26 protein-coding genes are annotated in these 22,654 nt (G+C 69.2%); 19 read left to right on the top strand and 7 right to left on the bottom strand.

Annotation, left to right across the window (positions count from 1 at the left end; translation table 11 throughout):
• Nucleotides 1-25: 25 nt before the first annotated feature.
• Nucleotides 26-277 carry an EF-hand domain-containing protein gene (locus tag KF887_00650; protein ID QYK41689.1) on the top strand — a complete coding sequence of 84 codons (252 nt, stop codon included), beginning with the start codon at nucleotides 26-28 and terminating at the stop codon, nucleotides 275-277.
• A gap of 42 nt (nucleotides 278-319) precedes the next feature.
• Here KF887_00650 and KF887_00645 read toward each other — a convergent pair whose 3' ends face one another.
• Both KF887_00645 and KF887_00640 read right to left on the bottom strand, forming a co-directional pair.
• Nucleotides 320-604: an SCP2 sterol-binding domain-containing protein gene (locus KF887_00645; GenBank protein ID QYK41688.1), complete on the bottom strand. Its 285-nt coding sequence runs from the start codon at nucleotides 602-604 to the stop codon at nucleotides 320-322.
• 100 nt (nucleotides 605-704) lie between these two features.
• Nucleotides 705-1,931: an argininosuccinate synthase gene (locus KF887_00640; protein QYK41687.1), complete on the bottom strand. Its 1,227-nt coding sequence runs from the start codon at nucleotides 1,929-1,931 to the stop codon at nucleotides 705-707.
• Nucleotides 1,932-2,170: 239 nt separating this feature from the next.
• On the opposite strand from KF887_00640, the gene ilvA reads away from it, so the two are divergent.
• On the top strand, nucleotides 2,171-3,409 hold the full coding sequence (gene ilvA, locus KF887_00635; GenBank protein ID QYK41686.1) for a threonine ammonia-lyase IlvA: 1,239 nt from the start codon (nucleotides 2,171-2,173) through the stop codon (nucleotides 3,407-3,409).
• 7 nt (nucleotides 3,410-3,416) lie between these two features.
• Here the strand turns inward: ilvA and KF887_00630 are convergent, their stop codons facing one another.
• On the bottom strand, nucleotides 3,417-3,731 hold the full coding sequence (locus tag KF887_00630; protein ID QYK41685.1) for an Hpt domain-containing protein: 315 nt from the start codon (nucleotides 3,729-3,731) through the stop codon (nucleotides 3,417-3,419).
• Nucleotides 3,732-3,915: 184 nt separating this feature from the next.
• Here KF887_00630 and KF887_00625 point away from each other — a divergent pair, with 184 nt between their 5' ends.
• Nucleotides 3,916-5,154 carry a fused response regulator/phosphatase gene (locus KF887_00625; GenBank protein QYK41684.1) on the top strand — a complete coding sequence of 413 codons (1,239 nt, stop codon included), beginning with the start codon at nucleotides 3,916-3,918 and terminating at the stop codon, nucleotides 5,152-5,154.
• Nucleotides 5,155-5,160: 6 nt separating this feature from the next.
• Here KF887_00625 and KF887_00620 read toward each other — a convergent pair whose 3' ends face one another.
• Nucleotides 5,161-5,601 (bottom strand): NUDIX hydrolase, encoded by a 441-nt coding sequence (locus KF887_00620; GenBank protein ID QYK41683.1) that lies wholly within the window; start codon nucleotides 5,599-5,601, stop codon nucleotides 5,161-5,163.
• Between the two features lie 98 nt (nucleotides 5,602-5,699).
• Here KF887_00620 and KF887_00615 point away from each other — a divergent pair, with 98 nt between their 5' ends.
• From KF887_00615 to KF887_00580, 8 genes are all read left to right on the top strand, one after another.
• Complete coding sequence (locus KF887_00615; protein QYK41682.1) at nucleotides 5,700-6,698, top strand: Hsp33 family molecular chaperone HslO; 999 nt, start codon at nucleotides 5,700-5,702, stop codon at nucleotides 6,696-6,698.
• A complete protein-coding gene (locus KF887_00610; GenBank protein QYK41681.1) occupies nucleotides 6,688-7,263 on the top strand; it encodes a CoA pyrophosphatase in 576 nt (191 codons plus the stop codon). The genes KF887_00615 and KF887_00610 overlap by 11 nt, the downstream gene beginning before the upstream one ends.
• Complete coding sequence (locus tag KF887_00605; protein ID QYK41680.1) at nucleotides 7,260-8,396, top strand: CCA tRNA nucleotidyltransferase; 1,137 nt, start codon at nucleotides 7,260-7,262, stop codon at nucleotides 8,394-8,396. Before KF887_00610 ends, KF887_00605 begins: the two co-directional genes overlap by 4 nt.
• Nucleotides 8,397-8,458: 62 nt before the next feature.
• On the top strand, nucleotides 8,459-10,303 hold the full coding sequence (locus tag KF887_00600) for an ABC transporter ATP-binding protein (GenBank protein ID QYK41679.1): 1,845 nt from the start codon (nucleotides 8,459-8,461) through the stop codon (nucleotides 10,301-10,303).
• Nucleotides 10,300-12,156: an ABC transporter ATP-binding protein gene (locus KF887_00595; protein QYK41678.1), complete on the top strand. Its 1,857-nt coding sequence runs from the start codon at nucleotides 10,300-10,302 to the stop codon at nucleotides 12,154-12,156. The genes KF887_00600 and KF887_00595 overlap by 4 nt, the downstream gene beginning before the upstream one ends.
• On the top strand, nucleotides 12,153-13,400 hold the full coding sequence (locus KF887_00590; GenBank protein QYK41677.1) for a class I SAM-dependent RNA methyltransferase: 1,248 nt from the start codon (nucleotides 12,153-12,155) through the stop codon (nucleotides 13,398-13,400). Before KF887_00595 ends, KF887_00590 begins: the two co-directional genes overlap by 4 nt.
• A 12-nt stretch (nucleotides 13,401-13,412) precedes the next feature.
• Nucleotides 13,413-14,270 (top strand): ion transporter, encoded by an 858-nt coding sequence (locus KF887_00585; GenBank protein ID QYK41676.1) that lies wholly within the window; start codon nucleotides 13,413-13,415, stop codon nucleotides 14,268-14,270.
• Nucleotides 14,271-14,325: 55 nt separating this feature from the next.
• A complete protein-coding gene (locus tag KF887_00580) occupies nucleotides 14,326-14,826 on the top strand; it encodes a L,D-transpeptidase family protein (protein ID QYK41675.1) in 501 nt (166 codons plus the stop codon).
• 19 nt (nucleotides 14,827-14,845) lie between these two features.
• On the opposite strand, the gene KF887_00575 is transcribed toward KF887_00580, so the two are convergent.
• Entirely contained in the window at nucleotides 14,846-15,355 is a 510-nt protein-coding gene (locus tag KF887_00575) for a CAP domain-containing protein (protein ID QYK41674.1), read from the bottom strand.
• 183 nt (nucleotides 15,356-15,538) lie between these two features.
• Between KF887_00575 and KF887_00570 the strand changes: the two genes are divergently transcribed.
• Both KF887_00570 and KF887_00565 read left to right on the top strand, forming a co-directional pair.
• A complete protein-coding gene (locus KF887_00570) occupies nucleotides 15,539-16,144 on the top strand; it encodes a L,D-transpeptidase (GenBank protein QYK41673.1) in 606 nt (201 codons plus the stop codon).
• 324 nt (nucleotides 16,145-16,468) lie between these two features.
• A complete protein-coding gene (locus KF887_00565) occupies nucleotides 16,469-16,651 on the top strand; it encodes a hypothetical protein (GenBank protein ID QYK41672.1) in 183 nt (60 codons plus the stop codon).
• 116 nt (nucleotides 16,652-16,767) lie between these two features.
• Here the strand turns inward: KF887_00565 and hemH are convergent, their stop codons facing one another.
• The gene (gene hemH, locus KF887_00560; protein ID QYK43376.1) at nucleotides 16,768-17,859 is read right to left on the bottom strand and encodes a ferrochelatase; all 1,092 of its coding nucleotides are present in this window, start codon (nucleotides 17,857-17,859) and stop codon (nucleotides 16,768-16,770) included.
• Nucleotides 17,860-17,956: 97 nt separating this feature from the next.
• Nucleotides 17,957-18,811: a methyltransferase domain-containing protein gene (locus KF887_00555; protein QYK41671.1), complete on the bottom strand. Its 855-nt coding sequence runs from the start codon at nucleotides 18,809-18,811 to the stop codon at nucleotides 17,957-17,959.
• 23 nt (nucleotides 18,812-18,834) lie between these two features.
• Here KF887_00555 and KF887_00550 point away from each other — a divergent pair, with 23 nt between their 5' ends.
• Genes KF887_00550 through KF887_00525 form a run of 6 tightly spaced genes read left to right on the top strand, consistent with a single transcriptional unit; the run spans nucleotide 18,835 to nucleotide 22,609 of the window.
• Nucleotides 18,835-19,557, top strand: a complete 723-nt coding sequence (locus KF887_00550) for a ComF family protein (GenBank protein QYK41670.1) — start codon at nucleotides 18,835-18,837, stop codon at nucleotides 19,555-19,557.
• 40 nt (nucleotides 19,558-19,597) lie between these two features.
• Nucleotides 19,598-19,855: a glutaredoxin 3 gene (gene grxC / locus KF887_00545; protein QYK41669.1), complete on the top strand. Its 258-nt coding sequence runs from the start codon at nucleotides 19,598-19,600 to the stop codon at nucleotides 19,853-19,855.
• A complete protein-coding gene (locus KF887_00540; protein ID QYK41668.1) occupies nucleotides 19,855-20,691 on the top strand; it encodes a carbon-nitrogen hydrolase family protein in 837 nt (278 codons plus the stop codon). Before grxC ends, KF887_00540 begins: the two co-directional genes overlap by 1 nt.
• Nucleotides 20,691-21,134, top strand: a complete 444-nt coding sequence (locus KF887_00535) for a MarR family transcriptional regulator (protein QYK41667.1) — start codon at nucleotides 20,691-20,693, stop codon at nucleotides 21,132-21,134. The genes KF887_00540 and KF887_00535 overlap by 1 nt, the downstream gene beginning before the upstream one ends.
• Complete coding sequence (locus tag KF887_00530; GenBank protein QYK41666.1) at nucleotides 21,135-21,974, top strand: NAD-dependent epimerase/dehydratase family protein; 840 nt, start codon at nucleotides 21,135-21,137, stop codon at nucleotides 21,972-21,974.
• The gene (locus tag KF887_00525; GenBank protein QYK41665.1) at nucleotides 21,971-22,609 is read left to right on the top strand and encodes a sugar transferase; all 639 of its coding nucleotides are present in this window, start codon (nucleotides 21,971-21,973) and stop codon (nucleotides 22,607-22,609) included. The genes KF887_00530 and KF887_00525 overlap by 4 nt, the downstream gene beginning before the upstream one ends.
• Nucleotides 22,610-22,654 lie beyond the last annotated feature (45 nt).

Raw genomic sequence — 22,654 nt, 5'->3', positions numbered from 1 at the left:
CTGCGGCAAACTGAGGAGACCCGAAATGATCACCCGGACGCTTACCCTTGCGGCGACGCTGTCGGCGCTCGCCATCGGTCCGCTGATGGCACAGGCGGTGACACTTCCCCCCGATCCGGACGGCAACGGCACCTGGTCGGCCGAGGAACTGCGGGCCGTCGTGCCGGACCTGACCGACGAGGGGTTCGCCGCCATCGATGCGGACGGCGACGGCGAGGTGAACCCCGACGAGCTTCAGGCCGGCGTTGCCGCGGGCCTCATCATGCTTCCGAACTGACCCTGTGCGGGCGGTGCCAGGGCTGCGGCACCGCCCGCGCGATCAACCTATCAGCCGTGCCATGCGCATCGCGACGGTGGCGTCGCCCGACAGCTTGAGCTTGCCGGTCGCCATGGCGATCATCGGGTTCAACTTGCCTGTCAGCAGCTTGACGAGGTTCTCCTCGGAAAGCCGCAGGGTGCAGTCGGCCGGGCGATCCTCGGTCGTGGCGCCGCCATCGGCCAGCACGATCACCCGCCCGTCGCCGCAATCGAACTTCAGCGAGCCCTCGAAGGGGTTGCTGGCCAGCTTGCGGGTGATGCGTTCGGCGATGTCGTGCAGGGTCATGGCAGGCCTCCTCGGTCGACCGAGGCATGGCGCGGCGGAGGCCACGACGCAACCGCGCCGTGGCGTCAATCGGTTTCCGGCCGCTGGCCGGGCGTGCCGCCTAGCCCTTCACACGCGCGTTCCGGGCCGCGATCAACCGCAGGCGCAGGGCGTTGAGCCGGATGAAGCCGGCCGCGTCCTTCTGGTCGTAGGCGCCCGCGTCCTCTTCGAAGGTCACGTGCTTTTCGCTGTAGAGCGAATGCCGCGACCACCGTGCCACCGTCCGCGCCGACCCCTTGTACAGCTTGACGCGCACCGTGCCGGTCACATGCTCCTGGCTCTTGTCGATCAGGGCCTGCAGCATCTCGCGTTCGGGGCTGAACCAGAAGCCGTTGTAGATCAGTTCCGCATAGCGCGGCATGATCGAATCCTTCAGGTGCCCGGCGCCCGCATCCAGCGTGATCTGTTCGATGCCGCGATGCGCTTCGAGCAGGATCGTGCCGCCGGGCGTTTCGTAGATCCCGCGCGACTTCATGCCGACGAAGCGGTTCTCGACCAGATCGAGCACGCCCACCCCGTGTTTCGCACCCAGCTCGTTCAGCCGTGTCAGAAGCGCCGCGGGTGACAGCGCCTCGCCGTTCACGGCCACGGCATCGCCGCGCTCAAATGTGATCTCGACCATCTCGGGCGCATCGGGTGCGTCCTCGGGCCGGATGACGCGCTGGCAGACATAATCGGGCGCTTCCTGCGCGGGATCCTCCAGCACCTTGCCCTCTGACGACGTGTGCAGAAGGTTCGCATCGACCGAGAACGGAGCCTCGCCCCGCTTGTCCTTGGCGATCGGGATCTGGTTCGCCTCGGCAAAGGCCAGCAGGCTGGTGCGGCTGGACAGGTTCCATTCGCGCCAGGGCGCGATCACGCGGATGGCGGGGTCCAGTGCCGCAGTGGACAGCTCGAACCGCACCTGGTCATTGCCCTTGCCGGTCGCACCATGGGCCACGGCGTCGGCCCCCGTCTCATGCGCGATGCGGACGAGATGCTGCGCGATCAGCGGCCGGGCAATCGAGGTTCCGAGAAGATACAGCCCTTCATACAGCGCGTTCGCGCGGAACATCGGGAACACGAAGTCGCGCACGAACTCCTCGCGCACGTCGACGATGTGGATGTTCTCGGGCTTGATGCCGAGCAGCAGCGCCTTGGCCCGCGCAGGTTCCAGTTCCTCGCCCTGGCCCAGGTCGGCGGTGAAGGTGATCACCTCGCAGCCGTATTCGGTCTGGAGCCATTTCAGGATGATCGAGGTGTCGAGACCCCCGGAATAGGCGAGAACGACTTTCTTCGGTGCGGACATGACGGGCTCCCCTGACCTTGTATTGCCTGCGCGTTACAGGGAAGGTGCGGCAAGGGCAAGAATGCAGCGGAGGGCTTCCGCGGGCATGGCGGGCGGGAAGGTGCGATGCGGTTGACGCGGGCGATCGTGATGGCGGCAGTGCGTGACATCCTCGGCAGTTTCGGGGTGGCGCCGCGCATCCCGGCGTTGCATGCGTGGTCGGAGGGCAGGCCGGATGGCGGCATGACCGGGGGCCGTCGATGACCGATTTCGCCGCCTCTGCCCGTGCCGCGACGACCGCCCTGCGTGCCCTGTTCGAGCCCACGCCGCTGCAGCGCAACGATCACCTGTCGGACCGCTTCGGCGCCGACATCTGGCTGAAGCGCGAGGACCTGTCGCCGGTGCGCAGCTACAAGCTGCGTGGCGCCTTCAACGCGATGCGCAAGCGCGTGCCGGGACTGGGGCATTTTGTGGCGGCAAGTGCCGGCAACCATGCGCAGGGTGTGGCCTATGCCTGCCGCCATTTCGGGGTGCGCGGCACCATCTTCATGCCGGTGACCACGCCGCAGCAGAAGATCGACAAGACGCGGATATTCGGCGGCGAGGCCGTCACCATTCGCCTGACCGGCGACTACTTCGACCAGACGCTGACCGCCGCGCAGGCGTTCTGCCGCGATGAAGGTGCGCATTTCCTGTCACCCTTCGATGACCCCGACGTGATCGAGGGACAGGCCAGTGTCGGTGTCGAGATGGTGGACCAGCTGGGCGGCCCCCCCGATCTGGTGATCCTGCCGGTGGGCGGCGGTGGCCTTGCATCGGGGGTGACCGGCTATCTGCGCGCGGTCTCGCCTGCCACCGCGTTCCGCTTTGTCGAACCGCTGGGCGGTGCCAGCCTGACGGCAGCCCTTGCGGCGGGCGGCCCGGTCACGCTGCCGCGCGTCAACAGCTTTGTCGATGGCGCCGCCGTGGCGCGGCTGGGTGCCAGCACCTACGCGATGCTCGATTGGGTCGCCGCGCGGGATGTCCTGCTGGCGCCCGAGGACCGGATCTGCGTCACCATGCTGGCCATGCTGAATGTCGAGGGGATCGTGCTGGAACCGGCCGGCGCCCTTTCGGTGGACGTGCTGCCCGACCTTGCCGAGGTGATTCGGGGCAGGCGCGTGGTGTGCGTGACCTCGGGCGGGAATTTCGACTTCGAGCGGTTGCCCGAGGTGAAGGAGCGCGCCCAGCGGTATCAGGGACTGAAGAAGTACTTCATCCTGCGGATGCCGCAGCGGCCCGGGGCGCTGCGGGAATTCCTGTTCATGCTGGGGCCCGACGACGACATCGCGCGATTCGAGTACCTGAAGAAATCGGCGCGCAACTTCGGCTCGGTCCTCATCGGGATCGAGACGAAGGACGCCGCCCAGTTCCCGCAGCTGATGCGCCGGATGGATGAGGCCGGGTTCACCTGGCGCGACATCACGGGGGACGAGACGCTGGCAGAATTTCTGATCTGACCTGCCGTCAGGCCGCCGCCCGTTTCGAAATGCCCGACAGGAACAGGTCCTTCGACTGCCGGTAGCATTCCACCACCGCATCCAGATCGGCGGTATACGGGCTGCGTTCGCCCGCCGCGCACAACTGCGCCAGATAGGTGAAGCCCAGGTTCAGCGCCGCACCCTTGAGGAAATGCAGCTCGCCCTCGACGCTGTCGGGCAGCGTCTCGGGCAGGCGGGCGGCCACGCCGTCCGCCTCATCCAGGAACAGCGCCACCACCTCGGTCACCGCGTCGGTTCCGATTTCGGCTGTCAGCTCCTCAAGTCTCGACCAATCGATCATCGCCAGCACCCCTTGCCGTCGCCCCGTTCCCCGACCCCATGACATGGCATCGGGCTTAATGTCCCGTAACCCCCGGACTGTTCTTCACGCCGCATTTTAGGCTTCACCCTCTCTTAATCCCGGCGGGGGATACGCTGTCGCGCGACAGGAGGTTCCCTTGCGTCAATCGTTCGCCCCCTTCTTGATGCCGGATCCGGCGCGACCGCCTGTTTCCCCGCGTCACATTCTGGTTGTCGATGACAGCAAGGCGCAGCGATGTGTTCTTTCTGTGGCGCTGATGCGCGGCGGCTATCGGGTGACCGAGGCGGCATCAGGCGAGGAGGCGCTGGCGCTCTGCGCCGCGCAGGAATTCGACATGGTGATATCCGACTGGGTGATGCCCGGCATGTCGGGGCTGGACTTCGTGCGGGCGTTCCGGGCGCTGCCGCAGCGGCGATATGGCTATGTCATTCTGCTGACATCCAAATCGGAGAAGGCCGAGGTTGCCGACGGGCTGGATGGCGGCGCCGACGATTTCCTGTCGAAGCCCGTGAACCCCGGCGAGCTGCGGGCGCGGCTCCGTGCCGGCGAGCGCGTCATCGGCATGCAGGCCGAACTGCTGGAAAAGAACCGGCTGGTCGGAGCGACGCTGGCGGAACTGCAGGCCGTCTATGATTCGCTGGACCGCGACCTGGTCGAGGCGCGCAAGCTGCAGGACACGCTGGTGCGCGAACGGCAGCGTGACTTCGGGCGTGGGCAGGCAACCGCGCTGCTGCGCCCGTCCGGCCGTGTCGGGGGCGATCTGGTCGGGTTCTTTCCGATCAACGCGCGGCAGGTCGCGCTCTATTCCGTCGACGTGTCCGGCCATGGCATCGCCTCGGCGATGATGACCGCGCGGCTGGCGGGACTGCTGTCGGGGTCATCGCCGGAACAGAACATCGCGCTGACCACGGCACGGGACGGCCGGCGGGTTGCCTGGCCGCCCGAGGAGGTCGCGCTGCGCTTCAACCGCATGATGATCGAGGATTTCAGGGTCGACCAGTATTTCACGCTCGCCTATGCCGAGGTCGACCTTGCAACCGGCCGCGTCCGGCTGGTGCAGGCGGGCCATCCGCATCCCGCCATCCTGCGCGCCGATGGTCAGGTCGAGTTCCTGGGCGAGGGCGGATTGCCCATCGGCCTGATCCCCGCTGCGACATGGACCGGGGTCGAGGCGTATCTGCAGCCGGGTGACCGCCTGTTCCTGATGTCGGACGGGGTGACGGAATGTCCGGGGCCAGAGGGGGATTTCGGACAGGCGGGGCTGGCGGCCTTCCTGCGCGATCATCGGGCCCTGCCCGACGATGCCCTGATCGAGGCGCTGGTCTGGACCCTGTCGCGCCATGCGGGTCAGGACGAGTTTCCCGACGATGTGTCGGGCGCGCTGTTCCGATACTCCGGCTGACCGGCCTCAGCCGCCCGCGGCACGCGCCAGCATCGCCCGGTCGCCCGGGTTGCCCAGCAGCGTCAGCGCCTCGGCGACCGGCAGCCAGACCGCCGTGTGCCCGGCCTCGGTCGGTGGTCCGACGCGGCGCAGCGGGCGGGCCAGATAGACGGTGCAGACCTTTTCGGCCCACAGGTCATACTCCGGCATGTAGGTGAACCGCCGGAAGGCGCCCAGACGGCGCAGGCCGCCAATGTGCCACCCGGTTTCCTCGTAGACCTCGCGGTGCAGTGCGGCGACGGGCTGTTCGCCGGCGTCGATTCCGCCGCCGGGAAGCTGGAACTCCGGCTGCGGTTCCGCCTGGTGGGTCGCCAGTATGCTGTCACCGCGCAGCAGGATCGCGTAGACACCAGGGCGCCTGCGATAGTGTCGCGTGGCCCGGACTGCCTCGCCGTAACGTCGGATCATGCCCTTGGTCCCGTGGTTGCCGTACCTATATGAACGCGGTATGCCCGGAGGCAGCCTCCGGGAAAACCCCCCAACACACTGGCTTCGGGACACCCCGCATGACTCTTGGTTCTCAGATTGCATGGGACGATACCGTCCTGCCCTTCCAGCTTGACCGGTCCGACATCCGCGGCCGCGTGGCGCGGCTTGACGGAACGCTGGAGGATGTGCTGCGCCAGCACCGCTATCCGCCACAGATCGAGGCGCTGGTCGCGGAAGCGGCGCTTCTGACCGCGCTCATCGGCCAGTCGATCAAACTGCGGTGGAAGCTGTCGCTGCAGGTGCGCGGCAACGGTCCGGCGCGCATCATCGCGACCGACTACTACGGTCCCGATGCCGACGGTGCCCCCGCGCGCATTCGTGCCTATGCCAGCTTCGATCCCGCACGCCTTGACCCGGCGGCCGATCCGTTCAGCCAGATCGGCGAAGGCTACTTCGCCATCCTGATCGACCAGGGTGAGGGCATGGCGCCCTACCAGGGCATCACACCGATCGCGGGCGGGTCGCTTTCCGCCTGCGCCGAGACCTATTTCGCGCAGTCCGAACAGCTGCCGACGCGCTTTGCGCTGTCCTTCGGCAGAAGCACGCTGCCGGGCCAGGTGGCGCAGTGGCGTGCGGGCGGCGTGATGTTGCAGTCGATGCCCCGGGTCGGCGGCGTCGCCGCCGAGGCGGGATCGGGCGAGGGCGGGCTGCTGCACCATGCCGATATCCTGTCCGGGGACGCGGGCGAGGACTGGTCGCGCGCCAACATGCTTCTCGATACCGCCGAGGAGATCGAACTGGTCGGGCCGTCGGTCGCGCCCACCGAACTGCTGGTCCGGCTGTTCCACGAGGAGGAGCCGCGCGTCTTCGATGCGCAGCCCATCCGTTTCGGGTGTTCCTGCTCGGAAGACCGGGTGCGGCAGTCGCTGTCGATCTACTCGGCCAAGGACATCCGCCACATGACCACGCCCGAGGGCCGCGTTACCGCCGATTGCCAGTTCTGCGGCGCGCATTACGACATGGACCCCGAGACGCTGGGCTTCGAGGCCAAGAAGGCGGTGGGGGATGGGGCCTGAGGGCTTGCGCCGGGCCTTTGACCGGCCCCTGTCCGCATCGTCGGATTTCGACCTGAACCCGGGGGTGATCCTGCCGCCGGGCCGGGTTCTGCGGCCTGCCGCCGTTCTGGTGGCGGTGCAGGGCGACCGGGTGATCCTGACCAAGCGGTCCTCGGCGCTGAAGCACCACCCGGGCCAGATCGCCTTTCCGGGGGGCAAGCTGGAGCCGGGCGAGACGCCCGAGGACGCCGCGCTGCGCGAGGCGGCCGAGGAGATCGGCCTGCCCCGCGGGCTGGTCGAGGTGCTGGGTCACCTTCCGCCGCACGAGACGGTCACCGGGTTCAGCGTGCTGCCGATCCTGGCGCATGTCCGGGGCGATTTCGACCCGACCCCGGAACAGGGCGAGGTGGACGAGATCTTCACCGTTCCGCTGCACCATGTCACCGACCCGGCGCAGTTCCGCATCGAACGCCGCCGCTGGCGGGGCGAATGGCGGCGCTACTACACGGTGCCATGGGGACCCTACTACATCTGGGGCGCCACCGCGCGGATACTCCGGGGGCTTGCCGAACGGCTGGCGCCATGATCGTCACCGGCGACTGGCTGACCCGGGCCGAAACCCGGGCGGTGTTCGCCGCGCTCGCGGCAGATGGTGCGCAGGTGCTGGCGGTGGGCGGCTGCGTGCGCAATGCCCTGTTGGGCCAGCCGGTGCATGACGTGGATATCGCGACCGGCGCCCGTCCCGAGGTGGTGACACGGCTGGCCGAGCGCGCCGGGCTGCGCGTGGTGCCCACCGGCATCGACCATGGCACGGTGACGGTCGTTTCGGGCGGCATCGCCCATGAGGTCACGACGTTCCGCCGCGACATCGAAACCGACGGTCGGCGCGCGGTGGTCGCCTTTTCCGACCGCATCGGCGACGATGCCGCCCGGCGCGACTTCACGATGAACGCGCTTTACTGCACGGCGGGCGGCGCGGTGATCGACCCCCTGCACGGCCTGCAGGACGTGATGGCGGGCCGCGTGCGTTTCGTCGGCGATCCGCAGGCGCGGATTGCCGAGGACTATCTGCGCATCCTGCGGTTCTTCCGCTTTCACGCCTGGTATGGGCGCGACGGACTTGATCCCGACGGGCTGGCGGCCTGCGCCGCACTTGCCGATGGCATCGACAGGCTGTCGCGCGAAAGGCTCGGGGCCGAGATGCGAAGGCTGCTGTCGGCCCCCGATCCGGCGCCCGCCGTCGCCGCGATGGCGGCGGCGGGGGTTCTGGCGCGCGTTCTGCCGGGGGCGGATGCGCGCGCCTTGCCGGTGCTGGTGCATCTGGAGGGCGACGCGACGATCCGCTGGCTGCGGCGGCTCGCGGCGCTCGGTGGCGAGGGCGTCGACACCGCGCTGCGCCTCAGCCGGGCCGAGGCTGCGGCGCTGGATGCGCTGCGTGACGGTGCGGCCGGCGGGCAGGGCGCGGCGGTCCTGGGGTACCGGCTGGGTGCGGGTGACGCGGCCGACGCCCTGCTGCTGCGCGCCGCCCTGACGGGAATGCCGCTGCCGCCCGGGTGGCAGCCAGAGATCGCCCGCGGCGCCGCCGCGCGGTTTCCCGTGCGGGCGGCCGATCTGATGCCGGCGCTGTCCGGCCCTGCCATCGGCGACCGGCTGCGCCTGCTCGAGGATCGCTGGATCGCCTCGGATTTCCGCCTGACGCGCGACGAATTGCTTTCCTGATGGTTTCCCTCGCCCCTGCTTCGGGCTATATGCCCGAGGCAACCGGACGGAAAGCCGCAGCCATGTTCCGCTTTTTCGAAGGGCTGGTGGACCCCTACCAACCCTGGCCGGCCACCGACACGCCACCCCGGCGGCTCTGGCCGTTCCTCAAGGACTACGTGATCCCGTTCCGCAAGGTCTTTGCGGTCACGGGGCTGCTGTCGGTTGTCGTGGCGGCGGGCGACGTGGCGCTGATCTGGTATGTGGGGCGGCTGGTCGACGTGCTGGCGGCTGGCGAGCCGGCACAGGTCTGGGCCGAATACGGAACCGAGGTGCTGCTGGTCGCCGCCGCGATCCTGATCCTGCGGCCGATCCTGGCAGGCGCCGATGTGGCCTTGCTGCACAACACCATCCTGCCCAACTTCGGCACGATGATTCGCTGGCGCGCGCACAACCACGTGCTGCGCCAGCCGGTCGGCTGGTTCGAAAGCGATTTTGCGGGCCGCATCGCCAACCGCATCATGCAGACCCCCCCGGCGGCCGGCGACGCGGTGTTCCAGACCTTCGACGCGGTCGCCTTCGGCATCGTCACCGTGATCGGCGCGGGCATCATGCTGGGCGATGCCGACCCCCGGCTGATGCTGCCGCTGGTGGTCTGGTTCGGCCTCTACATCGCGCTCGTCCGCTGGACGATCCGTCACGCCGGCCCGGCGTCCAAGGCAAGTTCGGATGCGCGCTCGGCGGTCACCGGGCGCGTGGTCGATGCCTACACCAACATCCATTCGGTGAAGCTGTTCGCGCATCACGACCGCGAACTGTCCTACGCGCGCGAGGCGATCGAGACCGCACGTTCCAAGTTCCAGTACGAGATGCGGATCATCACGCGGATGGACTTGGCGCTGACCTGCCTGAACGGCGTGCTGATCGTCGCGGTGACCGGATGGGCCATCGCCCTGTGGTATCAGGGTGCGGCCAGTGTCGGCACCGTGGCGGCCACCACCGCCCTGGTGCTGCGGCTGAACAACATGACCTATTGGATCATGTGGGCGACGTCCTCGCTGGTCCAGGCGCTCGGCGTCGTGGCCGAGGGGATGGAAACCATCACGCAGCCGGTCACGCTGGTCGACCGGCCCGGCGCGAAGCCCCTTGCCCTGACCGAGGGCCGGATCGAGGTGCAGGGTGTCAGCCATCACTACGGGCGCGGTTCGGGCGGGCTGCGCGACGTCACGCTGACCGTGGCCCCGGGCGAGAAGATCGGCGTCGTGGGCCGGTCCGGCGCGGGGAAATCAACCCTGGTGCGGCTGATCCTGCGGCTGACCGATGCCGAAGGCGGGCGCATCCTGATCGACGGCCAGGACGTGCGCGATGTGACGCAGGATTCGCTGCGCCATGCCATCGGCATGGTGCAGCAGGATTCTTCGCTGCTGCACCGGTCGGTGCGCGACAACATCCTTTACGGACGTCCGGATGCCACCGAGGCGCAGATGATCGAGGCGGCGAAGCGGGCAGAGGCGCATGATTTCATCCTGGGGCTGGAAGACCCCTCCGGCCGCAGCGGCTATGACGCGCATGTGGGCGAGCGGGGCGTCAAGCTCTCGGGCGGGCAGCGGCAGCGGATCGGGCTGGCGCGCGTGATCCTCAAGGACGCGCCCATCCTGATTCTGGACGAGGCGACTTCGGCGCTCGACAGCGAGGTCGAGGCGGCGATCCAGGACACGCTTTACGGCGTGATGCAGGGCAAGACCGTCATCGCCATCGCGCACCGCCTGTCCACCATCGCGGCGATGGACCGGATCGTGGTGCTGGACGACGGCGCCGTGGCCGAGCAGGGCACCCATCACGCGCTGATCGCCAAGGAGGGCCTGTATGCCCGTTTCTGGGCGCGGCAGTCCGGCGGGTTCATCGGCATCGACGAGGCGGCGGAATGAATGTCTTCCGGCGCCTCGGCGACATGATCGACGCCTTCGCACCGGCCGAGGGCCCGCCGCCGCAGCAACTGGCGCCGTTCATGCGGTGGTGCCTCAGGGGGTCCTGGCCGATGCTGTGGCTGGCGGGTCTCCTGTCCGGGATCGCGGGCGCGACCGAGGTGGTGTCGGCCCTGATCCTGGGCTGGGTCATCGACGCGGCGCTGGCGGCCGGGCCCGAGGCGTTCTTTGCATCGCACTGGCCGCTTCTGCTGGGTTTCCTGCTGTTCTACCTCGTCCTGCGCCCGCTTGCCTTCGGCCTGTCCTCGGCGTCGAACTCGGTGGTCGTCGGGCCGAATGTCCTGCCACTGGTCCTGTCGCGGCTGCATCGCTGGACGCTGGGGCAGGCGGTGACCTTCTTCGACAACGATTTTGCCGGCCGGATCGCGCAAAAGCAGATGCAGGCGGCGCGCGCCGTCACCGACGTGGCGACCGAAGTCATCAACACCGTGTTCTTCGCCCTGGCCTCGGTGATCGGGTCGGTGGTGTTCCTTCTGGTGATCGACTGGCGGGTGGCCGTGGCGCTGGCGGTATGGCTGGTGGCCTATCTGGCGCTGATCCGCTTCTTCATGCCCCGGGTCCGGGTCAATTCGGCGGCACGCGCCAGTGCCCGCGCCATGGTGACCGGCCAGGTCGTGGACACGATCACCAACATCAAGACGGTGAAGCTGTTCGCGCATGCGGCGTTCGAGGACAAGGTGGCCCTGCGCGCGATGGAGGTGTTCCGCGCCCGCAGCCTGGAGTTCGGCGTGATTTCCACCTGGTTCCGGCTGTCGCTGATGACGCTGGCGGGGGTTCTGCCGGTGATGCTGATCGGCGGCACGGTGATCCTGTGGCAGCAGGGCGCAGCCACTGCCGGGTCCATCGCGGCGGCCGGTGCGATCTCGATGCGGATCGCGCAGATGTCGGGCTGGGTCAGCTTCACGCTGATGTCGATCTATACCTCGGTGGGCGAGGTCGAGGACGGCATGCGCACCCTGTCGGCGCCGCACGCGCTGGCCGATGGGCCGGATGCGCGGGAACTGACCCGGGTGCAGGGCGAGGTCAGGTTCGAGGGCGTGAACTTTGCCTACGGCCGCCGCCGTGGCGGTGTGCGCGACCTCACGCTGACCGTCCGCCCGGGCGAGAAGATCGGCATCGTCGGTGCCTCGGGCGCGGGCAAATCGACGCTCGTGGCATTGCTGCTGCGGCTCTATGACACCGAAACCGGCCGCGTGCTCATCGACGGGCAGGACGTGCGCGGGGTGACCCAGGAAAGCCTGCGGCGCAACATCGGCATGGTCACGCAGGACACGGCCATGTTCAACCGGTCGGCCCGCGACAACATCCTCTATGGCCGCCCCGATGCGACGCAGGATGAACTGCTGGAGGCCGCGCGGGCGGCCGAGGCCCATGGATTCATCGAGGGCATGCTCGATCACCAGGGTCGCCGGGGCTACGAGGCATTCCTGGGCGAACGCGGGGTCAAGCTGTCGGGCGGGCAGCGCCAGCGGATCGCCCTGGCGCGGACGATCCTCAAGGACGCGCCCATCCTCGTTCTCGACGAGGCGACTAGCGCCCTCGACAGCGAGGTGGAGGCCGCGATCCAGGAAAGCCTGTCGAAGGTTATGGAGGGCAAGACGGTGCTGGCCATCGCGCATCGCCTGTCCACCATCGCGGCCATGGACCGGATCGTGGTGATGGATGACGGCCGCATCGTCGAGGAAGGCAGCCACGAGGAACTGCTGCGCCGTGGCGGGCTCTATGCTCGCTACTGGAACCGCCAGTCGGGCGGCTTCATCGGCACCGACGATGCCGTGGAGGCGGCGGCCGAGTGACCTTCACGATCCTTCGGCTTGGGCATCTGGGCGACGGAATCGCCGAGGGGCCGGATGGCCCGCTGTTCGCCGCTGGCGCCCTGCCGGGCGAGGTGGTCGCCGGAACGGTGACGGGCGACCGCCTGACCGACCTGCGCATCGTCACCCCCGTGACCGGCCGGGTGCGCCCGCCCTGTGCGCATGCCCGCACCTGCGGCGGATGCAGCATGCAGCACGCGGGCGATGATCTGGTGGCGCGGTGGAAAGAGGGGATCGTGGCCGGGGCGCTGGCCGGGCAGGGGCTGACCGCGCCGGTCCTGCCGATCCTGACCTCGCCACCCGCATCGCGCCGCCGCGCCACGCTGTCGGCACGGCGCACGAAATCGGGCGCCCTGGCCGGGTTTCACATGAAAGGGTCCGACACCATCATTCCGGTGCCGGGATGCCGTGTGCTGCATCCGGGCGTCATGGCGGCGTTGCCGGCGGTCGAGGACCTCGCCCGGATCGGCGGCTCGCGCACGGGCGAGATGTCGGTCACGGTGACGATCGGTCCGGCCGGGCCCGACATCGCGGTGACCGGCGGCAAGCCCGCCGACGCCGCGCTGCGGCTTGGCCTTGCGCGGCTGGCCGAGGCGCAGGCCGTCGCGCGCCTGACCTGGGATGGCGAGACGGTCGCGCTGCGGGCGCCGCCGTTTCAGGCGATGGGCCGGGCGCGCGTGGTCCCGCCACCCGGCGCCTTCCTGCAGGCGACCGCCGAAGGCGAGTCCGCGCTCGTCGCGGCCGTGCGGCGCATCGTCGGCGATGCCGCGCGGGTGGCCGATCTTTTTGCAGGCTGCGGCACCTTTGCCCTGCCGCTGGCGGAAGGCGCCGAGGTTCACGCGGTCGAGGGCGATGCCGCCATGGTCGCCGCGCTCGACCGTGCCTGGCGCCAGACACCGGGCCTGCGCCGCGTCACGACCGAGGCGCGCGACCTGTTCCGCCGCCCGCTGGAACCGGGCGAACTGGCCGGTTTCGACGCCGTGGTGATCGACCCGCCCCGCGCCGGGGCCGAGGCCCAGACCGACCGCATCGCGCGTGCCCGCGTGCCGGTGGTGGCGATGATCTCGTGCAATGCCGCGACATTCGCGCGGGATGCGCGGCGTCTGGTGCAGGCCGGATATGTGCCCGAATGGGTGCAACCCGTTGATCAGTTTCGCTGGTCACCGCACGTTGAGCTTGCGGCGGCGTTCCGACTTGCGGATAAGACACGCGCAGGTCAGCCCTGACGGAATTTTCGCATGCGGGAACGGATCGCCGAGTGGATCAACTCAGATCGCGTGCAGAACGTGATCATCTGGGTGATTGTGTTCAACGCATTCCTGCTTGGCCTCGATACATCGCCCACCATCATGAACTATGTCGGCCCCGCCGTGCTGTTCCTCGACAGCCTGTGCCTGGCGGTGTTCGTGGCCGAGCTGGCGGTGAAGCTCTATGCCTTCGGCCCGCGCTTCTTCCGGTCGGGCTGGAACATCTTCGACCTGATCGTGGTGGTCATCGCGCTGATCCCGTCGTCGGGGCCCGTTGCGGTCCTGCGCGCGTTGCGCGTCCTGCGGGTGTTCCGCGTGGTCTCGGTCTCTCCCAGTCTGCGCAAGGTGGTCGATGGCCTCGTGCGTGCGCTGCCGGGCATGGGGTCGGTCATGCTGCTGCTGGCGATGATCTTCTACATCGGCGCGGTCATGGGCACCAAGCTGTTCGGGGCTGTGTTCGACGAATGGTTCGGCACGATCGGCAAGTCCGCCTATTCGCTGTTCCAGATCATGACGCTCGAATCCTGGTCGATGGGCATCGTGCGCCCGGTGATGAAGGAATTTCCCTATGCCTGGGCCTTCTTCGTGCCCTTCATCATGATGACCACCTTCGCCACGGTGAACCTGTTCGTCGGTCTTGTGGTTAACTCGCTTCAGGAAGCGGCCTCCGAGGACAGCGACAAGGAAACCGACGCCTTCCGGGACGAGGTGCTGGAGCGTCTGCGCGCCATCGAGGTCAGGCTGCCGCCTGCGGCGCCTGTCTCCGGGCCACTCGGACCGCCGGCGCAGGCGGACCTGCCCGGGATTGCATCTGATGACGCGCCCGTGATCGGGGACAAGACCGTTTGAGCTTTGCCAAACCGGCGAACCGGTCTATCGGCTTGGAAAAAGATCGGGCAGGCGGATGCGGGTGATACGGTTTCTGATCGGGTTGTGGCTCGTGGCGCTGCTGGCGTCCTGCGGGCCGCCCTCCAAGTTTCGCAGCTACTCCGGCCCCGAGGTCACGCGCGTCGTCGTCTACAAGGCCGACCGCCGGATGCAGCTTTTCCACCACCATGACGTGCTGCGCACCTATCGCATCGGTCTCGGCTTCGCGCCGACGGGCCACAAGCAGTTCGAAGGCGACGGCAAGACGCCGGAGGGCTGGTACACCATCGACCGCCGGAACCCCAACAGCCGCTTCCACCTGTCCATCGGCATCTCCTATCCGAACGCAGATGACCGCGCCTATGCCAAGGCGCAGGGCAAGAACCCGGGCGGCGACATCTTCATCCATGGCAAGGGTCAGCGTCACGCCCGCCATCGCGGCGACTGGACGGAAGGCTGCATCTGGGTGACCGACCGCGAGATGGAAGACATCTACGCCATGGTGAAGGATGGCACGCCCATCCTGATCCGCCCCTGACGTCCGGGCGGGCGGCCCTTCAGCCGCCCGTCACCATCGTCCACCAGATCTTGCCGTTCGCTTCCTGGAACCAGGCAAACCCCATCTCGCGCGCCGCAGGGTCAAGCACGATGGCCCGCGTGTCGGGCTGCGCCATCCAGGCCGACAGCGTCTGCAACTCGGTCTCGAAGGTTTCCGACAGCAGCTCGCCCCGCAACTGCCCCGGATAGCCCACGCGACGCACCCGGTCGAAGGGCGACGACCCGTCCGACCCGAAGTGCCAGGGGCGGTTCTGCACCGACATGTCGCGGGCATGCGTGGCGGCGGCGGCGTTCAGTTGCGCGTTCAGTGACAGCGGCGGAGCCCCCCCGGCCGACCGCAGCGCGTTGACCGAATCGAGCATCCGGAAGGGGATGCGCGCGTTCTGGTCGGCTGTGATCCGGTAGACCTGCGGCAGAGGCTTGCCGTCCGGGCCGATCCTGACTGCCGGCGCGGTGGCACACCCCGCAAGCAAGACCGTCACCGTCAACGCTGCCCAGACACCCTGCATGATGGCCCCACCTGCTGCGGAACCTGTCCGGCTCCCGGTTTTCCGCTGCATATCCCGGCAGGGCGGGTGATTCAAATGCCCTTCGCGGGAATTGGCCCAAGGGGTCTGCTGACGGGCGCGTGTGTTGCCGCGCCGCTGCGGCACGGGTAGAATGCAGCCAAAAGAGCAGAAGGAAACACCCGAATGTCATCCAGTCCGGTTCCGCGGATCACGCGGCGCGGCGTCATACTCGGATCGGCCGCGACGGCTGCGGTGGGGCTTGCCGCACCCGCGCTGGCGATGGACGGCTCGACCGAGTTCGTTCCCGGCGCCTCGTCCAGCGTCCGCAACAACGTGTCGAGCTTCCGGATGCTCGACTGGCGGCAGTATTTCGACAGCACGCGCGGCGGCGCCGTCCTTGTCGACCTGACCTCGCGCGCCCTGCATTTCTGGTCCGAGGACCAGTCGATCTATCGGCTTTATCCGACCTCCGTGCCGCTCAGCGAGGATCTGACGCGGCGCGGCCGGACCGAGGTGGTGCAGAAGGTGGTGAACCCGCCGTGGCGTCCGACGCCCGCGATGCGCGAACGCAACCCCGAATGGCCCGACATGGTGCCGGGCGGGGCGCCGGACAACCCGCTGGGCGTGCGCGCGCTGTACCTGTCGTGGACCTACTACCGGATTCACGGCACCCACGACACGCGCAAGATCGGGCGCCGGTCATCGAACGGCTGCATCGGGCTCTACAACGAGCATATCGTCGAACTGTTCGACCTGACGCGCGTCGGAACGCAGGTTCTGCTGATCTGACTCCGGCCGATCCGCAAGGTCCCGCCAAAGCGCCGCGATTCCCTCGCGCGGCGTGCCTTTGCCCATCGGTTGGGCAGTCGTGCAGCCATTCGCGTTCCACCCGGGCACATAGTCGGGCCAAATGTCCGAAAAATCGGCGGCTCGCATCCAGACTGCGCAAAGGTGTTGCGGATTTGACGACAGCTTGCGCGCGCCCGCCTGCCGTCCATCTGGCGCATTGCTTTCTGCGCAAACCTCTGGTTACACACCACTTACGAGGTATTCACTTGGGAGCGCGCAGCCGCCTCTGAAACCACCGGCTGCGTGCGAAAACTGGAGGTTACTATGAAGAAACTCGCGCTCGCCGCCGTTCTGGCCGCTGCCGCCACCACCGCCTTCGCCGGCGGCCTGACCGAGCCGGTCATGGAAGCTCCCGTGATCGCGGCGGAAACCGCCGGTTCGTCGGGCGGCATCCTGATCCCGCTGCTGCTCCTGCTGCTCGTTGCCGCCGCTGTGGCTTCGAACTGATTTCCTGCGCGTCAAGCGCCTGGAATGCGAAAAGGCGGCAGGTTTCCTGCCGCCTTTTTCGTTTTTTCCGGCAAGGGGATGGTGCCCGGCCGCAGGGCCACTGACGGGCCCGCCGGTCAGCGCAGCCAGCCCGCCAGATTCTCCTCGATCACCGCCGACAGGGCGGCGACATGCGCCGCGTCGTCGTTCAGGCAGGGAATGTAGGTAAAGCTCTCGCCACCTGCATGTTCAAAGGCCTCGCGGATCTCTCCGTTGATCTCTTCGAGGGTCTCGATGCAATCGGCGCTGAAGGCGGGCGCGATCACCGCGATTCGCTTCTTCCCGGCCTTCGCAAGCTCGGCGACATGTTCCACCGTATAGGGCCGCAGCCATTCCTCGGGGCCGAACACCGACTGGAACGTGGTGTCGATCGTCCCCTGCGCCCACCCCATCCGCTCGCGCAGCAGGCGCGAGGTCTTGGCGCACTGGCAGTGATAGGGATCGCCCGACATCAGATACCGCCTGGGCATCCCGTGATAGCTGGCGACCAGCACGTCGGGCCTGTGGTCAAGCCCCGCATAGGCGCGTTCGACCGACTGGGCGAGCGCGTCGATGTACAGCGGATGGTCGAAGTATTCCGGCACCGTCCGGGCGGCAGGCTGCCGCTTTTCCTTCATCAGCGCCCGGAAGAACGCATCGTTCGCGGTGGCCGAGGTGGCGCCCGCGTAATGCGGATACAGCGGAAAGAACAGGATCTTCTCGCATCCCGACTCGACCATCGCGCGGACCTTCGATTCGGTCGACGGATTGCCGTAGCGCATGCAGAAATCGACCATGACGCGGTTGCCGAACCGGTCGGCCATCGCCTGCGCCACCCCGGCGGTCTGGTCCCGGGTGATCGTCATCAGCGGGCTCTCGCCCTTCTCGTGGTTCCAGATCAGCTTGTAGTTGGCGCCCGAACTGAAGGGCCGCTTGGTCAGGATCACGAGCTGCAGCAGCGGCTGCCACAGCCAGGCGGAATAGTCGATCACCCGCTTGTCCGACAGGAACTCGTTCAGGTAGCGGCGCATCGACCAGTAGTCGTAGTTGTCGGGCGTCCCGAGGTTGGCCAGCAGGATGCCCACCTTCGCCTCGCGCACGGCGGGGTGGTCGGCGGGGGCATGGGCAAGCCTGCCCTGTCCGGCAGGCAGGGTGCGGGCGGCTTCGGCGGGAATTTCGGCGCGGGTCATCGCGGTGGCATGGGCCACGCCCGGCTTGGCGTCAAGCATCGCGGTCATTCCGTTCCTGGGGTTCCTGCCCCGTCAGATAACCCCGGATGCCGCGCGGTCAACCGTGCGGCGGTGTCGCAGGGGTGGCCGGGCCGGGCAGGGGGCGTTCCGCCGTGCCCAGCACATCCGCCAGCCGGGCCGCGGCCGACCCGGGGCGCAGCGGCCTCGGCTGGTCCGGATGGGCCGCCCAGCCGGTCAGCCAGACAAGCTCGAACGTCGCCGGAATCCGGCCCTCCGCATCGCCATGCGCGGCGCCATAGCGCGCGGCCGTCTCGCCCACCACCGCGCGCCGCGTCGGTCGGCGCAGCCGTGCGGCAAGCGCGTTGCCCTCGCCCATCGCGCGCAGGTCCGCCATCAGGTGCCCGGCATCCCGATACAGCACGCGCCGCGTCGTGGCGTCAGCCACCGGCAGCGCCAGTCCCGCCCGCCCCGGCAGCGCGCCCAGATCGCGGATCTCCGCCATCGGCAGCACGCGCGGCGACAGGCCCCCGGTCACCGCAACCTCGGCTTCCGCCATGCAGGCGCGCAGCTCGTGCAGCGTCTGGCCGCCGAACAGCACCGCCAGGAACAGCCCGTCGGGCCGCAGCGCCCGCGCGCATTGCACCACCTGCCCCACCGGGTCGTCCGCCCAGTGCAGGCACAGCGCATGGATCACCAGGTCATGCGACCCGGGCGCCAGATCCAGCACCGGGTCGTCCCCGACGATGCGCGCCTGCGGCATCGCGGCCTGCCACAACCCCGGAAAAGGCGTCACCACGGCGGGGGCCGTAAAGGTTCTGTTAACCTCAGCCAGTCTCTCCTGCACCTCGGCGATCACCTCGTCCTGCAGGAAGGTCGCCAGGCCCTGACGCGCTGCCCGCGCGCGGTTGCGGGCAAGCGCCGTGCGGTCGGTCAGGCGGGGTGGCGTGCTCATGGCGCGGACCATAGGGGGGCCGGATGGGTTTGCAAGCGGTGCTTCGCGCGGTCTATCCGCCGCAATGCCTGACATGCGACGCGATGGTGACCGAAGATTTCGCGCTCTGCCCCGCCTGCTGGCGCGACACGCCCTTCATCGGCGGCCTTGTCTGCGATCTCTGTGGCGTGCCGCTGCCGGGCACCGACCCCGGGCATCCCGTGCATTGCGACGACTGCCTGACCATCGCGCGTCCCTGGTCGCGTGGCCGCGCCGCCGTCCTGTACCGCGACAACGGGCGCAAGCTCGTGCTGGCGCTCAAGCACGGCGACCGGCTGGACCTTGCCGCGCCTGCCGCCCGCTGGATGCTGCGCGCGGCGGCCCCCGTCATCGAACCCGGCATGATCGCGGCGCCGGTCCCGTTGCACTGGTTCCGCCTGCTGCGGCGGCGCTACAACCAGTCGGCGCTGCTGTCGGCGGCGCTGGCGCGGACCGCGGGCATCGACCACTGCCCCGACCTTCTGCTGCGGTCCCGCGGCACCCCCACGCAGGATGGCCGCAACCGCGACGGCCGATTCGCCAATGTGCGGGGGGCCATGCGCATCCATCCCCGCCGGGCGCATCTGCTGCGCGACCGGCCGGTGCTGCTGGTCGATGACGTGATGACCTCGGGCGCGACGCTGGCGGCGGCGGCGGATGCCTGCCTGGCCGCCGGGGCGACGCATGTTGCCGTTGCCGTACTGGCGCGCGTTGCGAAGGACCGCTGAAAGCCTGTAGGGTCTGGCCGAACCGCCAGAGGCCCGTCCCGTGAAGCCCGTCGAAATCTACACCACCCCCTTCTGCGGCTATTGCCATGCCGCCAAGCGCCTGCTGTCGCGCAAGGGCGTCGCCTTCACCGAAATCGACGTCAGCGCCGATCCCGCGCAGCGCGCGGCGATGCTGGCACGGTCGAACGGGCGGCGCACCGTGCCGCAGATCTTCATCGGCGGGCAGCATGTCGGCGGATCGGATGACCTGCACGGACTGGACGCGGCGGGCCGGCTTGATCCGCTGCTGGCCGGCTGATGCGGGCCGCGCTGATCCAGCTTTCGGTGACCGACGATCCGGCGGCGAACCTGCCCCTGACGGTGGCGGCCGTGCGGCAGGCTGCGGCCGGCGGGGCCGACCTGATCCTGACCCCCGAATGCACCAACATCCTGTCCTCGGTGCGCGACCATCAGCGCGCCACCCTGCGCCACGAGGCGGATGATCCCACCCTCGCCGCCCTGCGGGCCGAGGCGGCGCGCGCCGGGCGCTGGCTGCTGATCGGATCGCTCGGCGTGCTGACGGGCGATGCCGACGGACGGTTTGCCAACCGGTCCTTCCTGATCGCGCCCGACGGCGCCATCGCCGCCCGCTACGACAAGATCCACATGTTCGACGTCGACGTGACCGAGACCGAGCGCTACCGCGAATCGGCCGCCTACCGCCCGGGCGCCCGGGCGGTTCTGGCCGACACGCCGCTGGCCTGCATCGGCCTGACCGTCTGCTACGACATCCGCTTTCCCCACCTCTACCGCCGCCTGGCGCAGGCCGGCGCGCAGGTGATCACCGTTCCCGCCGCCTTCAACCACCTCACCGGGGCCGCGCATTGGGAAACCCTGCTGCGTGCCCGCGCGATCGAGACGGGGTGCTTCATCCTCGCCCCCGCCCAGACCGGCCACCACCCGGAACCCGCGGGCGGCGGCAAGGGGCGCCAGACCCACGGGCACAGTCTGGCCGTGGCCCCCTGGGGCGAGGTTCTGGCCGATGCCGGAACCGCCCCCGGCGTCACCCTTGTCGAGATCGACCTCGCCCAGGTCGACCGCGCCCGTGGCCGCGTTCCCTCGCTGCTGCACGACCGCGCGTTCGAGGGTCCGTGATGGCCGAGAAATCCGAGGATATTGCCGTCGCCCTGTTCGGTGAACTGTTCATGGCCGACCAGCTTGCCCGCAACCGCATCTCCAGGGTGCTGCCGAAGGGGATGGAACTGTCGCATTTCGGCGTGCTGAACCACCTCGCCCGCCTGAACGAGGAACGCACCCCCGCGCAGCTTGCCCGCAGCTTTCATGTCACGCGCGGGGCGATGACCAACACGCTTGCCCGGCTGGAATGGGCCGGGCACATCCACATCCGCCCCGACTGGGACGATGCGCGCCGCAAGTTCGTCGCGATCAGCCCCGCCGGACGCGCCGCGCGCGATGCGGCCGTGCAGGCCGTGGCCCCGCTGATCGGCGATCTGGTCGACGATCTCGGGGCCGAACGGGTGCGCTCGGTGCTGCCCGTGCTGCGCGCACTGCGCATCCGGCTGGAGGGGGGCGAATAGGTGCCGCCGCTTCTGGTCCTCGGCGCCACGGGCCGGATCGGCACCGCCCTGCGCCGCTTCTGGCCGGATGGCGGGCCGCTGGCGCCGGTCTGGCAGGCCCGCGACACCCGCCCCGGCTTCGTGCCGTGGAACATCCTTGCGGCACCCTGCCCGGTGCCCCTGTCGCAGGGCGTGGTCCTGTGTCTTGCCGGGGGCCGGGCCGACGATCTGGACGCCAACACGCACCTCGCGCTGGCCGCGCTCGACGCCGCCCGTGACGGCGGCGCCCGGCATGTGTTCCTGGCCTCGTCGGCTGCGGTCTACGCCCCGGGCGAAGACCTGGACGAGGATGCGCCCCTGCGGCCGCCCTCGGCCTATGGCGCGGCCAAGCTGGCGATGGAATCCGCCGCTGCCGAACGCATGGCGCGCGGTGGCGGGCCGGGGCTGACCTTCCTGCGCATCGGCAATGTCGCGGGCTGCGACGCGCTGCTCGGCCGTGCCCGCCCGCCGGGTCAGCCCGTCACGCTCGATCCGGTTCCGGGCACGTCGGGCGGGCCATTGCGGTCCTACATCGGCCCGCGGTCGCTGGCCGCGGTGCTGGCCGCCCTTGCGGCCCGGGCGGCGGCGGGCAAGGCCCTGCCCCGGGCGCTCAACATCGCGGCACCGCGCCCCCTTGCGATGGCCGATCTGTTGCGGGCGGCCGGTCTGCCCTGGGCCTTCGGCCCGCCCGATCCCGCGGTCATTCCCGCCGTCACCTTCGACACCGCGCGCCTGCGGGCGCTGGTGCCGCTTCCCGGTGATGCCTCCGACCCTGCGGCCATGGTGCGCGAGTGGCGCGACCTGACCGGGGCCCCGCCATGACCCCCGCCAAGCGCGCCCTCGATCTGGCCAGCGCACTGCTGCTGGCGGCCGTGCTGGCGCTGCCGTTCTCGCTGGTCCTGCTTTGGCTTGTGATCACGCAGGGCCGCCCGCTGTTCTACGTGGCCGAACGGATGCACGCCCCGGGCCGGCCGTTCCGCCTGTGGAAACTGCGGACCATGACGCTGGCCCCCGACGAACGCGGCGTGACCGGCGCCGACAAGTCCGCGCGCATCACCCCCGCAGGCCGCTTCCTGCGCCGCACCCGGCTCGACGAGGTGCCGCAGCTGTGGAACGTGATCCGGGGCGACATGTCCTTTGTCGGTCCGCGCCCGCCGCTGCGGGAATATGTCGAACGCTTCCCCGATCTCTACGCACAGGTCCTGCGGTCCCGGCCCGGCATCACCGGTCTGGCCACCCTGCGCTATCACCGGCATGAAGAGATGCTGCTGGCCCGCTGCCGCACGGCCGCCGAAACCGATGCGGTCTATGCCCGGGCCTGCGTGCCCCGCAAGGCCCGGCTCGACCTGATCTACCAGCGGCGGCGCAATCTCTGCCTCGACATCTGGCTGATGCTGCAAACCGGAATTCCGGCACTGCGGCGCCACCGGCGGACCGGGGCGGCCCGGCACCGCTGACCGGGGCAGGGCCGGTCGCGCTGCCGCCCCGCGATGGACAATCGC

The sequence above is a fragment of the Paracoccaceae bacterium genome, from assembly GCA_019454225.1.
Taxonomy (GTDB): Bacteria; Pseudomonadota; Alphaproteobacteria; order Rhodobacterales; family Rhodobacteraceae.
The sequence above is the reverse complement of the archived record's forward strand: the minus strand, read 5'-3'. Positions and strand labels throughout refer to the sequence as shown.

Excerpts from the sequence above, each read along its gene's own strand:
- KF887_00540 (QYK41668.1), top strand. The coding sequence starts at position 19,855 with ATGCGGGCCGCGCTGATCCAGCTTTCGGTGACCGACGATCCGGCGGCG.
- KF887_00585 (QYK41676.1), top strand. The coding sequence starts at position 13,413 with ATGCGGGAACGGATCGCCGAGTGGATCAACTCAGATCGCGTGCAGAAC.
- KF887_00620 (QYK41683.1), bottom strand. The coding sequence starts at position 5,601 with ATGATCCGACGTTACGGCGAGGCAGTCCGGGCCACGCGACACTATCGC.
- KF887_00600 (QYK41679.1), top strand. The coding sequence starts at position 8,459 with ATGTTCCGCTTTTTCGAAGGGCTGGTGGACCCCTACCAACCCTGGCCG.
- hemH (QYK43376.1), bottom strand. The coding sequence starts at position 17,859 with ATGACCCGCGCCGAAATTCCCGCCGAAGCCGCCCGCACCCTGCCTGCC.
- KF887_00565 (QYK41672.1), top strand. The coding sequence starts at position 16,469 with ATGAAGAAACTCGCGCTCGCCGCCGTTCTGGCCGCTGCCGCCACCACC.
- KF887_00610 (QYK41681.1), top strand. The coding sequence starts at position 6,688 with ATGGGGCCTGAGGGCTTGCGCCGGGCCTTTGACCGGCCCCTGTCCGCA.
- KF887_00580 (QYK41675.1), top strand. The coding sequence starts at position 14,326 with ATGCGGGTGATACGGTTTCTGATCGGGTTGTGGCTCGTGGCGCTGCTG.
- KF887_00645 (QYK41688.1), bottom strand. The coding sequence starts at position 604 with ATGACCCTGCACGACATCGCCGAACGCATCACCCGCAAGCTGGCCAGC.
- KF887_00570 (QYK41673.1), top strand. The coding sequence starts at position 15,539 with ATGTCATCCAGTCCGGTTCCGCGGATCACGCGGCGCGGCGTCATACTC.
- KF887_00630 (QYK41685.1), bottom strand. The coding sequence starts at position 3,731 with ATGATCGATTGGTCGAGACTTGAGGAGCTGACAGCCGAAATCGGAACC.
- KF887_00575 (QYK41674.1), bottom strand. The coding sequence starts at position 15,355 with ATGCAGGGTGTCTGGGCAGCGTTGACGGTGACGGTCTTGCTTGCGGGG.
- KF887_00640 (QYK41687.1), bottom strand. The coding sequence starts at position 1,931 with ATGTCCGCACCGAAGAAAGTCGTTCTCGCCTATTCCGGGGGTCTCGAC.
- KF887_00615 (QYK41682.1), top strand. The coding sequence starts at position 5,700 with ATGACTCTTGGTTCTCAGATTGCATGGGACGATACCGTCCTGCCCTTC.
- KF887_00535 (QYK41667.1), top strand. The coding sequence starts at position 20,691 with ATGGCCGAGAAATCCGAGGATATTGCCGTCGCCCTGTTCGGTGAACTG.
- KF887_00595 (QYK41678.1), top strand. The coding sequence starts at position 10,300 with ATGAATGTCTTCCGGCGCCTCGGCGACATGATCGACGCCTTCGCACCG.
- KF887_00605 (QYK41680.1), top strand. The coding sequence starts at position 7,260 with ATGATCGTCACCGGCGACTGGCTGACCCGGGCCGAAACCCGGGCGGTG.
- KF887_00625 (QYK41684.1), top strand. The coding sequence starts at position 3,916 with ATGCCGGATCCGGCGCGACCGCCTGTTTCCCCGCGTCACATTCTGGTT.
- ilvA (QYK41686.1), top strand. The coding sequence starts at position 2,171 with ATGACCGATTTCGCCGCCTCTGCCCGTGCCGCGACGACCGCCCTGCGT.
- KF887_00555 (QYK41671.1), bottom strand. The coding sequence starts at position 18,811 with ATGAGCACGCCACCCCGCCTGACCGACCGCACGGCGCTTGCCCGCAAC.
- KF887_00550 (QYK41670.1), top strand. The coding sequence starts at position 18,835 with ATGGGTTTGCAAGCGGTGCTTCGCGCGGTCTATCCGCCGCAATGCCTG.
- KF887_00650 (QYK41689.1), top strand. The coding sequence starts at position 26 with ATGATCACCCGGACGCTTACCCTTGCGGCGACGCTGTCGGCGCTCGCC.
- KF887_00525 (QYK41665.1), top strand. The coding sequence starts at position 21,971 with ATGACCCCCGCCAAGCGCGCCCTCGATCTGGCCAGCGCACTGCTGCTG.